Genomic DNA, 12,589 nt, shown 5'->3' with positions numbered 1-12,589 from the left:
ATGGGTTCTCTTCTTCGGGGTCATGGCGTCCGAGTTGTAAACTCTGAATTCAGGACCGCAGCGGCAGAGGACTCTTGTGTATTCTGGTCAGATTGTTCGTTGCGCCGATGTATTCGCTTTGATGAATGTTGGATCAGTTGGATCACGGTTTGGTCGTCGTTCCTTCCGCGTGTAATCGAGACGGTGATGAAACCAAGTTGCGGGTGGTCGGTCACGAGTACTTGAGCGGTGGCAACATCCTCGCGAATGTAGTGCAGCACGGTAATGCTTGGTTCCTCACGGTAAAAATTGGTGTGCGAGAAGTGTGCCGGAATATGGACATCGGTTCCCGGGTATTCACGCCCCAGGATGCTCCAATTCGGCGGCCTGAGTCCGCTCTTGCGGACATAGAATGCGACAACTTCGTGGAACGGTTTCTCCGTGAGATATTGGCCCAGCCCGCTCTCAACTGACTGAACGGGTTTCTTGTCAGCCGATGTACGTGTAATCGGCGTCGTTGACTGTTCTTTCAATTTCGCACCTGGAAACACCCATCCATCAAATGGAATCGTGTCGTCGGCTAAGACCGCCGCCGAAACCGTAAAGGCAAAAGTCAAGATTAAGAGTATTCGCATGGGTGTTTCCATTTTGGTTGTGGGCATCAGTCTTTTTTGTTTTCCATTCGTTCACGCTAATAAACGTTGCCAGTCACGCCGAAGTTACTAACGGCGATCGTGCCGCGAACGGATTGCAGCCCGATTTGTTTGATGGTTTGCAGGTCGATGCCGAGATCGAGCACTTGCTGTTTATTCAGTTCCACGGAGCTATTCTCGCTGCGCCGTCTTGCCGTAAGGATCGTCCACTCGCGAGAACCGTCATCGTTGTCGATCGACTGCTCTTTGCCCGCATGAACCAGCTTTGTTTGCGTTCCTGAGTTCGAGAAGTCGAACAAAGAATCGCCGGCCGAAAGGCGACACGTTCAGTCTTCCCACAACGTAACCTTAGATTGACGACATAGTCCGCGCCGTCAGGAGGCAAGACGCTTGTGAACATTGTGTCATTGTAGACTGTTGAAAGTAGGACTCGTTCATCTGCATCGAGCTGCCAAATCGCAGCCTTCGCAGTGTGCGAGTAGGCTCTGCCATGGCACATCTGTGGAGCGACGATCCAGTTGCCAGAGCCGTCCACTATTGTTTGGACTCATTGGCAACGTGATCAGCCCCACCGTCCGTCAACTCCGGCGACATCAGTACGGATTCCGAGACACGATCAAGGAGTTCGAGATGCTCACAATCAATAAAGTAATACTTAGGGGAAATCACGTCCTTGTGTCCGTCGAAGCGAGACACACTTGCCGGCTGTAGCCGAAGCGTGCCGGTGACCCTCACCAGTTTACCGATGCAATCTGTGCTCTTAAAGTTGGCACTTTTAACGAAGATGATGCCACCTTCGTAAATCACTCGTTGCGTCGGCATGTGCGACGGCTTCATCGGTGGCATTCCCAATGCCAGCCCCTCGACAGTCACAGTTGTGTCAAGCACCTGGTTTCGCCATTTCCAGGCTCGGGGCTGACCAAGTCCGTCCATTTTCGGCCCAACCACCATCGCAGGGTTTGAGTTCAGTTCATTGGACGAATTGTTTTCTTCGGGCGGAAGTTCGACTGCGCCAATTCGTTTCGCCGGTGATTGCGTGCCCTGAGTGCCATCGTTGGTTTGGGCGGACTCAAAGTCTTGAGCCACGCCTATCGAAAGACTCAGCAGGAGGCAGGAGATGAGAATGCCTGATGTTTTTACTACGTTCATACCGTGTAGCATCCATTCGAACGACCGAACACAGGCCGAGGTCACATCGTTCATCAGTTGTCCTTTTTTCATTTTGAACGGTCCAAGGGCACGAGATTTGTTTCAAAGCTAAAGCCGGGGATATTTGTTGGTTCAGACGCATGAGATTCCATTTTGTGACGCAACTGACCACTTAGCTTGGCCTCGCGAAAGCTCTTCGCCATTGCGTCTTTCGCTTGTTCCCATGCCTTTCGTTCCTCCGCAGATTTCAGGCGGGATATCAACGTCGCGTTGCGAATCTTGAACCACGCATACGAATCATCATCGCCAAATTGAATCGCCCAAACCGTAAACAAGTGCCCTTCCGTTTCAGATTGCGTGTTGAACTGGATTATGTGACCTGGCCGCAACATCTGTGAGTCAATGACCTGCTGAAAGTCTTTCCGGGTCGCTTCGTTGCATTCCTTTCTCGCCACCAACAGCCGCAATGCTCCGACCACTTCCTCTGCCGTAAGTTCGGGCTGATCGCGCCCGACTTCATGTGTTCTTGCCACCTCGTTGAACTTGCCGACTGCGTCCGTGAGTGAAACCGGCTTGAGAACTTGCAGCGTGCCGAATCTGCCATCGACCCGCACTTCCCATGAATCAGTTGACAGTGGTTTGGTTTCTCGTCCCTTGTTATGGTCGTCGTTGCGTTGCAGTTCCCAAAAGACAAGCCCCCTGCCGGGTAGGAGCGGCGGGCGTGGTTGAGGCTGGCCGACTTCCATTGGTCGATCGTGGTGACAGATACGGAGTGTGTTGTTGGCGAGCCTGAACGATCCGAGCATCGGCTGAGTTCGATCCGTCTGGGTTTCTTCGGGATCGTATTCCCAAAGGTCGATCTTGTCGCCAGAAATGCGGTACATGTACTGTTGCTCGCCCTCTTCGTCTCCCAGCTTGAAACGCATCATCAACATGTTCGCGCCAAAGGTTACTGAGCCCTCGTCGAACGGAACGTCTTTGCCAGACTCCGTCAATTGCTTGATATCCCAAGTTCCAGTGAGGACTTTCGCTATCTCTTCATCATGCGTCTGCAATGGATCGGGCAACGGCGCTCGCCATGGAGTTGGGTTACTTGGGATCACAATCGGTGCGAGTTGCACGGGGTTCCCGGCTTTCGCTGCGGCAACCATGCCTTTCACCTGAGCAACACCCAGATCCCATCGCTCCTGCAATTGTTTCTTCTTCGTCTTGAACAGAGTATGCTCGGCAGTCCCTTCTTCGGCTGACGCCAAACGCTCGTCAATCTGCTGCATCTCCCGGTCAAACAGTTCTTTGCCGGGTTTCAGGAAATCCTCAAGCGTGTCGAATTCCATCGGCGGAACAGCCACAGCAGAGTTTTTCGATTCATCGGAAGTCGTGGAACCTGCTCCGGGACCCAATACGGAAAATTCGACCTTGCCAGTCTCGATTGATCCTTCGGCTCCATCCGCGTAGTTTCCAACAGCAAACTGCAATGTGTACTTTTGGCCGGGCTGTACAACCACGAACAGCGTACGACGATCGAATGAGTCCTGCTGAGTTTGCTCTGTCACCAGCGCGATCGGTCGTCCGCGAAGAGTCTGCGGCTGATCATTCCAGCCAGCGCCTCTCCAGCCACCAATGATCTTTTCCGCCTCGCGATCGATTAAGGTCATCGAAACGCCAGCAGCATCGTGAACCTGGACTTTGTCATAAGAAAGGAAGTTGGGAAGCGAACCGGCTAGCTGTTCACTGAAGATGTTGCGATAGGCGATTTCAATTTCAAGCTGTTGACCGATTTTGTATTTCTGTAGTGGCGGACTGATACGAACGCCAGCCTGCAACCCATTCTCCGCTGGCTTGCCCCAATGAATCTCACCAGTATTGCCATGCTTCACGGAAATAAACTGCTTGCGAATCTCAAACGCATACGTCCAGCCTTCACGACCCTTTTCGTTTTGCGGCATCTTCACGCGAATAGAACAGATCGTGTACGTCGACCCTCCTTGGACCCCAAATGTAGGGATCAAATCTAGTTCCGTTCCTTCAGGAAGAGTCCGTGTGTGAGCGATGTTTTGAAGGCTCTCGAACAGTGAATCACTGACGTCCGCTCCATCGCGTTTCGTTTGCTCATAAAGAATGGCTGCGACGACTTCGTCCTCCGTCAAAGGCAACTGCCGTTGTCCGTTAATTTCGCGATGCCGCGCGTTGAAACGTTTGACGGCAGTCGCCAGTCGTGTTCCTTCGTGGTACACAGACATATCGGGCTTCGGGAACCCTTTGGAGGGCTGAACGAATCGCTCGCGAATAGCCAGCATCTCGTTGGTTTCTTCATCATGAACCGAGATTCGGTAGCACTCTACCGGTGGCTCGCATGCCAACAATTCCTGCACGCCCCCGCGAAACGTGAGATTGAATGGAAGTCGATGTTCCTGAGCGATCGTTCCTAGAGCGGTCTTCATTCCCGGTGACAAATCCACGTCTCGTTCCACATACCAAGACGCCCAGGCGATCAATTCCTCTGGCGTCAACGGTGAATCTGCCAGGTTGGGGTAGAGAGCTTTCGTGCTCTCGTTGTAGCTGGCAATCTCGGTTTCCATTCGATTGGCCGGTGCGGCTTCGGAGCGACTCAGGGTATCCGACACCTCTTCTTCGTCTTCTCCGATTTCATGCCCACTGAGTTTTTTTGGAATCACCGGAATTGTGGCCGCGCCAGCCTCAACCGGTTCGGATGCGTGTTGCTCGTCGATGGCTTGATTCGCCAGGGCAATCGTGCGGCGAACGTGCGATACAATGACCTGCGCTTGCTCGCGACCGGTTAGACCGGAAATGACCAGGGTTGCGCCGATCGGTGTCACAACGCGAGGTTCGCTCACGCTGGACCCGTCAATCAAAATCACCAGATGCGGCGAGTGTTCAGGCGTGGACTGCTCACACATACGTGCGGTCTCGGCCAGCAATCTCTTCCCCGCAACATCCGAGAGTGTCATCTTTACTTGGAAGCTGGATTTGTTGGCAGGATCATCCCTCAATTCAATCGCCTGGATGTCGTCTTCACAGATGATCGGCGGTTCATCAGTCATCCAACTTAAAAGCGTTCCGCCCGGTCGTTGGGCAGTCGTGGAAAGTCCTTCTCCCTGCAACACGGAGCCCGATGCAGCCACCGCTTCTCGGATCTGAAATCGTTTAACGAGATGCGGTACAACTTGATTGCCATCATCGATTGTTAGCAAGTTACGAATGGTGCGTTCATCGTTGTAGGTAGCGATTTGCTTGACAGTGCCATCGGCAAACGCAGCGAACCATCCTCCGTCATTGCGTCCGAGCTGTGGTAGCGGCTTGTCGGCGGAATAATCGATGTCGGTTGGTTGTGTCCATGGGATGTCTCTTCGAGCTTCGACAATAGCGATCGTGTTGGAAGTGCCGTCCAGAATGTAACGAAACTCAGAACCACGTTGGTTCCAGAAAAATGTCGTTCCTGCGGGAACCTCCGCTTCAATTATGCTGTTGCGTTCGTTCTCTGCGTCGCCCCCAAAGCCGTAAGAGTCGATTTCGTGGCCTCGCCGTTTTGCCTCTTCCAGTTCCACTGCCCGTTTCGACACATCATTGGACGTTACCGCATAGTAGGCTGAATAGACCGAATTGGGATCGTCAACTTCACTGTTGACGATTCCTCGAAACACATCCGGAATCTGCGACAGTAGCGGTTTGTTGTGTTCGCTGTCCCACGGTTCGTCAAAGCGATACTGGTCGTACAGAGCCTGCTCACCGAGCCACGGCAGAATTTCAACACGCCAGCTATGCGGCGGTCCACCGTTGCCATCCTTGCCCAAAACCGATGCCGGCGGGAAGTGGCCTTTGTCCTCATGGTACTGATGCAGCGCGGCCATCAACTGCGAAAGGTTGTTGACGGTTGTGGCGTGAGCTGGCGAAGCGAATTGATTGTTGACGTCGCCGTGCTCTGCGCTTGTCTCTTCATCCAACGGCGGCACAACATCAAGAGACTTGGAAATCCAACGCCCTTTGGGCAGGTAAAGACCGACATTTCCTCGCTCCGCAAGGTACGGGAAATCCGGCAAGCCGACGCTGGCAACGATCCAGGATTGCCCTTTGCCACGGCAATAGTGATACCCGTAGCCACCGAGTGAGCTGCGATAAATGCCGAGATCTGTCTTCGCGGCCGTTGTCGCAGTCGCAAACGGATCTTTGGGAAGACTCTTCAGATAGCGAGGGACGAGATCCTCCAGAGACATTGGTACGGCGTCGTTGTGCTCAGATGCAAATCTGTGGAGTGCTCCCCACAACAAGTTGAAATCGTTGTGGACGGTATCGAGTTTCCCACGATCATCGGCTGACAAATCTTTGTATTGCGGCGAGGTTCGGAAGTTGTACGGACCGTTCAACGGCGAATGTGATTTCTCGGCGACGTCGTTATCGCCGTTTTCTATTGACTTCACTTCACGGATGATCCTGATCGTTTCCGTCCGTCTTCGCTTCAGCGAAACGATGTTGTCCTTCAGCGAGATTCCTTCAAATTCACCATCGAATTCGATTTTGTATATTCCCGCCGCTATGCGAACAGACCCGCCTGACTTCGTGACTGTCAGCTTCTCAACAATTTCGTCCCCCTGCATAATGCGGATCGGCACGTCATCCGCCTCGGACTCGATCGTCAGCGTCCCTTTGTTCAACTCCAGCACGATCAACACGCCAGCGAAGATCAGTGAAAAAGCAAAGGCTGCCGCAGCGATGACTTTTCCGACCGGCGGACGACGGCTTTGTCGTGGGGCCAATGCGGCAATGGACTCGGGCAGAGGAGTCGTTGTCGGTTGCTGAACGTGGGCCAAACAGTCCTCCAGCAGCTCAGCCACGTCTGCCGCCGAGTCAAAACGGTCAGCCCGCGATTTGGCGAGCAGCTTCATCACGATTTGTTCGAGCCATGACGGAACGTCGGGGTTGGTTTCGCGAATCGGGCGAGGTTCCGTGTCGGTGATGCGACGGAGAACCGCGTAGCTGGTTTCGGCGCGGAAGGGTGGATGGCCGGTACACAAGGCGTACAGTACGCAGCCGAGTCCGAAGAGATCGCTGCGCCCGTCGATGGCTTCGCCGCGCACTTGTTCGGGCGACATATAGTGAGGCGTGCCAGGATGGAAGCCGCTGCGAGTCAAGCAAGCATCGTCTTCGGCGCGTGCCAGACCGAAGTCGGTCAGCAGCGCTCGCTCGACGCCTTCATCCAGGAGGATGTTCGACGGTTTGACATCGCGATGGATCAAACCCTGAGCGTGCGCGGCAGCCAGCCCTTTCGCGGTCTGCATGCCGATCCGCAGGACTTCGCAAACTTCGAGTGGCCCTTCGCGATCGAGCCGCTGTTGCAGCGAACCGCCCGCGATGTACTTCATCACCAGAAACGGATGTTCGCTTTCGGTTTCGACGTTGTGGATCGGCACGACATGATCATCCACCACCGCCGCTGCCGCGCGAGCTTCCCGAGCGAACCGCTTGCGTGCGGCACCGTTGCCAGCCAAGTACGGAGCCAGCAATTTCACCGCCACTGGCCGATTGAGTTCCGTGTCGTAAGCTTTGAAAACCACACCCATCCCACCGCTGCCGATCAGGCGTTCCACATCGTAGCGACCAATGCGGCCCAGCATCTCGGGGTGACTGGCCGCCGAAAGCAGCGACTTCGCCATTGTCTCCGTCCAGGCAGACGGACGTTTCCAGCGTTCCCTGGCGTCGAGTGACTCGGCGTAAATCTCAGAAGTCACGTCGCCTGGTGAAAGCCATTGCGACACTGCGTCCCATTGCTCAGCATCGGCGGCCAGCTCTGACAACCGGCTCTGGCAATACTCACAGGACTCAACGTGCAGAGCCACATCACTGTCGTGCTCGTCAACGTCGTCACAAGTATTCAGTAGAGCGGCGAGCGCTGCATCATCACACTTTATCATTGGATTTTTTCCTCATTGGGATTTCTCATTTCACATCCCCTGTCAACTCGACGACCGTCTGCTGCAATCGTTTCATCACGCGACAGCGTGCGATATACACCGCGCCGGCTCGAAGCCCCAAGTGATCCCCAACCGTTTCGACCGATTCCTGCAGGACACTCGTACGGTAGAACGCCTGCCAGGTCGTTTCGCTCACTTGTCGCCGCACGACCTCGGAAGCCCGCAGGAAAACTTCCCGGCAATACTCCAGATCGAATTGACTCGACATATCGGCGGCCGCTTCGACTTCATCCAGTTGCCGCGCCACAGCATCGCCACCCTCGGCCCACGCTCGATGTTTTCGCCGCGTGAGAAAATCAATGGCGGTATTGCGGGCAATTCGGAACAGCCACTTGCGAAACGGCCCCCGATCGTCACGCTGGAGCCACTGCGTCACAGACTGAGCCACTGCCGCCAGAACCTCCTGCACAACGTTATCCGCATCAGCCGCCTGCAAGCCTTGCCGCCGAGCCGAGCGATACACGACCGGAGCATAAATCTCTGCGAATTCATCCCACGCCACCACGTCCGCAGCATCCTGCAACCGCAGAATCAAGCTGGCACGGGTCTCTGGTGGGCTGACGGTCATGGATCGCGATTCCTGGTGAAAAATGAGTCGCTCTACATAGATGACTCAGCACAAATCATATTCTTTCTCGCCAAACGGTGTTTTTCAGACATTTCCTCCTCTCAGAACTGCTTTGACTAGCCCTGAATCAAGCGAACGCTTGATTCAGGGCTTGGTTGCTCTCGTTTCCGGACAAACGACTTGCGAACATTCGCGGCAAATAATTGGTCACTCTTGCTGCCGTTTTCCTGGTGTCAAAAGTGAAAGCCGATTAGGTTCCAATACAGCATGTAAGGAACGAACAGCATCAGGCAAAGCAAGTCGAGCGACCACCAGAACTTGCTTGTTGTGGTCCAGTCGAAATCACGACGAGTCGTGGCAAACCCGATCACAACGGCGATGGTCGCAAACGTCGACACGGTTCCCAGGATTGGAAGAAACCTCAGGACGGTCGGGCAACTCGGGCGTATTTGGTCAATCACCAACAATATCGTAATGGTGAGCGCGATCATGATCAGGAAGTTCAGCAAGGAGAGCATCCGCTTAAGTCGGTCTGGCCATCCTAATCCTGGTAACGTTGGTTTTGATCGTCGACTCAAGCGGCGGTACAAAATGATGATCGTGTTGATCAGAAAAACGGTAAAGAAGAGAACCCAAAGCGCAATCTGAACCGTCGCGTTACCGTACCAGCGAAGGCCTTCATAGCTTGCATACCTGGAAAGAATTCCTGCTTCAGGGGCGACGCCTACCTGCTTCTTTGCGTCGATCTGCGATGGGTCATTGAGCGTGGCGCGAGCCCAGTCCGTCATGGTTTTCAATGCTCCGGGTGCATAGCCACGCCACTTACTTTGCAGCTCGCCAGTTTCGGAGAGTCCTAGATCGTGATTCGCATTCGGCAGGATGATCATGGTCCATCGGTCATTGTTCGCATGAGCCAAAGAATTCCTCATGCCGGCAACGCTTTCACCTACCGGAATGATTTGATCTAGTTCGCCCCACATTGCCAAAACCGGCTGTGTGACGTGGCTCCATGCGGGATGGAGGTATTGATCGGGCGGCGGATAGGATCGCGGTACAAACGACGAGAGACTTAGTCCACCTTGCATGGTTTCGTTCAAATCCCTGGTCACAAAATGCCCTTTTGCGGCAAGATCACGCAATGTGTCCGACAGCCCATGTTTGCGAAACAGATTGTCGCAGTAGTAGAAGAAGCTGCCGTCGGCAACGGATGCCCCTGCGGTGATGACGAATTTGATGTCTTGCGTCCTCGATGCTGCAGCAGCGCTGATGTAGGCACCTTGACTGAGGCCCCAAATCCCGATCTGGGATTGTGCTATCTCGGGACGTTGCTTGAGCAAGTCAACGGCGGCAAGGGCGTCATCCACCAGGTTCTTGTAGGGCTCATGACTCTCGTAGACGCCGCCGGATTCACCGGTGCCGCGTTTGTCGTAAATCAGTGCTGCGATGCCGTTGGATGCAAAATATTTACCAAGCTCTTGGTGCTGCTTCCGCGTATTGCGGCCTGCGCCGTGAACAAAGACAACGGCCGGGCAAGAAGAGACGCCCTCGGGCACGAGTAAACTTCCAGCAAGCCTGACGTCTCCATTGTGGAACTCGACGATGTGCTCCTGGAAACGGGATTCCTGAGTATCTTCTTCAGCACCTGCTGCCAATCCACTCGCGAGCAGAAACAACAAGAATGGTACCGTGAAAGGCAACTTAAGAATGTGATTGGACTTGTAATGCATCGTAGTGCCTGCGCCTTTCGGAGCCTTTCCTGAACCCAATAAGTCCTCGTCCCGATACAAGCCAAATCGCGACCACGTTTCAGCCGGATGCCTATCAACTAACACGTCTCGACAATGGACGCCAACATACGAAACTAGGTCACCGATTCTTTGCCGAAGAACTTTTCATGCTCGACCAACCGAAACCAAGCACTTGGCAGTGTCCTATTCGGCTGACGATTCAATGCGTACGGCTTTCGACAGAGTTGATTCAGCATCTCCCAACGCAATTCATAGTCGTATTCTATTCGATGACCATTATGGAAGGACTTCAATCTTCACCGCGGAAACGTACACGAATGGAATCGTGCCATCCTCGCTGATGACGAGCGGGATGTAATCGCTGCCGCAAAGTGTGCCAGTCGTTGGGTCCATCTGACGCCATGCGTTGTCAATCACAACCTCGGCCCATGCGTGCCCTGAGCTGCCATACAACCAACCTACGACTTGGCGCGATCGAATCCCGCTGGCTCGGCAAAGCGAAACAAAAAGATCCGAATAATCCCAACAATGACCAAACTTTTGCTCCAGCACCGCCAAAGTTCCGAATCGCGAACCTGTCTTCCCATCAAAGCGAATATTTTGTGAATTCGCAAACCACGCCATGATCGCGTCGACCTTTGCCTGCTCTCCCGATGCGCCGGCAGTAATCTGTTGGGCCAGTTTCTGAATTCTCAGGTCATCAACGGGCCAAAATGGATTAGCCGCAAGCAGAGATCCATCATGAATTCGATCCGTCTTCGTGACCGCAAGCCGTTCGCAGGTCACGTCGGCGAGGACATGCACGTAACGTACTCCCGCACGCGTGGGCATTGTGGCGAATTCGTAGCTAATCGCTTCCTCGGTGATCGCTTCCGTCGTCGAAATTGCTTGGGGGGCAAAGCTCCATTGGGTCTCTGTTGATCCCAAGCCGGTTCGCTTCAACGTTAGTTTGTTCGAGAACTCGAATTGCTTCGACAAGTCGTCGATTTGTGATTCAATTGCCGCTTTGTTCTCGCTGGCTTCCCAAGTCAAGAACAGATTGAAAAACCTGTTCCAAGCCATTGGTTCGACCGCGGCAAGGGGTGCTGCGTCGAACTGCACACGGTATCGTACCTTTTCGGGTTGAATCGGCAGTCGGTATCGGGCTTCAGCGGCGAAACGACCGGATTCTGGCGTTCGACACACGAACTCAAACACCGTGGTATCCCTGAGCACACAGTCGCGCGGATTCGAATGCAGCTTGGCCAACGCGTTTTGGATCACTGTGGCATCGTTCGCAGTACGGCATTGGATCTCATTGATCTGTAGCTTTCTGGTGCCATCGCGAATCACCGTGTTGGTCACACCAATGATATCTCCGCCAAACTTCTCGCCAATCGCCTTTGCCCTCTCCGTCGAGAATACAATATGGCTATCGACTTTCCACCCCGGCGGCATTTCTCCGAACGTACCATCGGCGGGCGGATCGGAAAAACCAAGGCCGATAAGAATCCGCGAGCCGACGTTCGCCGCGAAGACAAGCAAGAAAATCGATAGCAATAACGCTGCAAGAAATGTCCAGGGCCGATGTTTCTTCGATCGCAACTCCGCTGGCGACTTGCGAACGCCGAGTTCCTTCGTGAGGTTGGTGCGATCCAGATCGTGTTCGATCCGCAGCCAGCGCAACCATCGGCAATCGCGGCACCACCCCACGACGTATTTACGATGCGAGCGGGCACCGATGCGTGTGATCCCTGCTTTGGCTGCCGGCGCGCTGCGACCGCAGCGCGTGCAGCAAATCCGCCAGCCCGGCGCATATCCGGGTAGCTTCAACAACAATGGCTTCGATAAGTCCTCGTATTGCTGAGCGACAGAGTCGGGTTCTCCGTAAGTCGATGCAAAGTGTCGGTATGCGTCGTCATCGGAACAGTCTGGCTTGCACTGCAAAAGCTCGCGGTAGTCTCGCTCTAAGTGCTCGCGCGCATCGCTCAACGCATCTTCAGCGGCGATGCCGCTCTTTTGTTTCAGGCACTGCTCCAGTTGCTCGAGGTACTTCAGCATCGGCGTTGGCATCGCTTTCAACATCGCTCGTCTCCAACAGGGAATTCACAAATGATGTCGTCTTCATCCAAGCAGACTTCCATTCGTCGAACGCGCGTCTTCCGGCCGCAGTAAGTTGATAATACTTTCGCGGAGGCCCCGATTCCGATGCGACCATCCGACTGCGAAGCAACTGTTGCTTCTCGAGCGAACGCAGAACAGGATAGATCGCCGCCTGGTTCATAGGGAGCGCGCCTTGTGCCGCTGACTCAAGATATTTTGCGATCTCGTACCCGTACATCGGCTCACCGTTTCGTTGCAAAACGCTCAACAACACGAGCGACACCGCTCCAGAATTGAGTTCCTTTTGAAACTTGCGGCCTGAATCGTCCGGGGGCATAGTGTCGACCTACGTCAGCTAAACGTTGCTCCAATGCCACACATGCTAGCCACTAGTAACAACTTGTCAATAGATGGCTTCGGTAT

8 protein-coding genes are annotated in these 12,589 nt (G+C 54.2%); all 8 read right to left on the bottom strand.

What is annotated here, in order from left to right:
* Positions 1-20 precede the first annotated feature (20 nt).
* The 8 genes from Poly41_RS14525 to Poly41_RS14490 all read right to left on the bottom strand — a co-directional run bounded on the left by Poly41_RS14525 (position 21) and on the right by Poly41_RS14490 (position 12,503).
* Positions 21-614, bottom strand: coding sequence for a hypothetical protein (locus Poly41_RS14525; RefSeq protein ID WP_146527007.1), 594 nt, complete (start codon positions 612-614; stop codon positions 21-23).
* A gap of 56 nt (positions 615-670) precedes the next feature.
* Positions 671-931, bottom strand: coding sequence for a hypothetical protein (locus Poly41_RS14520; RefSeq protein ID WP_146527005.1), 261 nt, complete (start codon positions 929-931; stop codon positions 671-673).
* A gap of 235 nt (positions 932-1,166) precedes the next feature.
* A complete protein-coding gene (locus Poly41_RS14515; RefSeq protein WP_146527003.1) occupies positions 1,167-1,853 on the bottom strand; it encodes a hypothetical protein in 687 nt (228 codons plus the stop codon).
* Positions 1,850-7,708 carry a protein kinase domain-containing protein gene (locus Poly41_RS14510; RefSeq protein ID WP_146527001.1) on the bottom strand — a complete coding sequence of 1,953 codons (5,859 nt, stop codon included), beginning with the start codon at positions 7,706-7,708 and terminating at the stop codon, positions 1,850-1,852. The genes Poly41_RS14515 and Poly41_RS14510 overlap by 4 nt, the downstream gene beginning before the upstream one ends.
* Before the next feature lie 25 nt (positions 7,709-7,733).
* Positions 7,734-8,336, bottom strand: a complete 603-nt coding sequence (locus tag Poly41_RS14505; protein ID WP_146526999.1) for an RNA polymerase sigma factor — start codon at positions 8,334-8,336, stop codon at positions 7,734-7,736.
* 233 nt (positions 8,337-8,569) lie between these two features.
* The gene (locus Poly41_RS14500; RefSeq protein ID WP_146526997.1) at positions 8,570-10,063 is read right to left on the bottom strand and encodes an alpha/beta hydrolase family protein; all 1,494 of its coding nucleotides are present in this window, start codon (positions 10,061-10,063) and stop codon (positions 8,570-8,572) included.
* Between the two features lie 297 nt (positions 10,064-10,360).
* Entirely contained in the window at positions 10,361-12,148 is a 1,788-nt protein-coding gene (locus Poly41_RS14495; protein WP_146526995.1) for a transglutaminase-like domain-containing protein, read from the bottom strand.
* The gene (locus tag Poly41_RS14490; protein ID WP_146526993.1) at positions 12,063-12,503 is read right to left on the bottom strand and encodes a PadR family transcriptional regulator; all 441 of its coding nucleotides are present in this window, start codon (positions 12,501-12,503) and stop codon (positions 12,063-12,065) included. The genes Poly41_RS14495 and Poly41_RS14490 overlap by 86 nt, the downstream gene beginning before the upstream one ends.
* Between the last annotated feature and the right edge of the window lie 86 nt (positions 12,504-12,589).

It is taken from the genome of Novipirellula artificiosorum (assembly GCF_007860135.1).
Taxonomy (GTDB): Bacteria; Planctomycetota; Planctomycetia; order Pirellulales; family Pirellulaceae; genus Novipirellula_A; species Novipirellula_A artificiosorum.
The sequence above is the reverse complement of the archived record's forward strand: the minus strand, read 5'-3'. Positions and strand labels throughout refer to the sequence as shown.

Bases quoted from the DNA above. Each gene is read 5' to 3' on its own strand.
- Poly41_RS14525 (WP_146527007.1), bottom strand. From the start codon at position 614: ATGCGAATACTCTTAATCTTGACTTTTGCCTTTACGGTTTCGGCGGCG.
- Poly41_RS14515 (WP_146527003.1), bottom strand. From the start codon at position 1,853: ATGAAAAAAGGACAACTGATGAACGATGTGACCTCGGCCTGTGTTCGG.
- Poly41_RS14510 (WP_146527001.1), bottom strand. From the start codon at position 7,708: ATGATAAAGTGTGATGATGCAGCGCTCGCCGCTCTACTGAATACTTGT.
- Poly41_RS14505 (WP_146526999.1), bottom strand. From the start codon at position 8,336: ATGACCGTCAGCCCACCAGAGACCCGTGCCAGCTTGATTCTGCGGTTG.
- Poly41_RS14500 (WP_146526997.1), bottom strand. From the start codon at position 10,063: ATGCATTACAAGTCCAATCACATTCTTAAGTTGCCTTTCACGGTACCA.
- Poly41_RS14495 (WP_146526995.1), bottom strand. From the start codon at position 12,148: ATGTTGAAAGCGATGCCAACGCCGATGCTGAAGTACCTCGAGCAACTG.
- Poly41_RS14490 (WP_146526993.1), bottom strand. From the start codon at position 12,503: ATGCCCCCGGACGATTCAGGCCGCAAGTTTCAAAAGGAACTCAATTCT.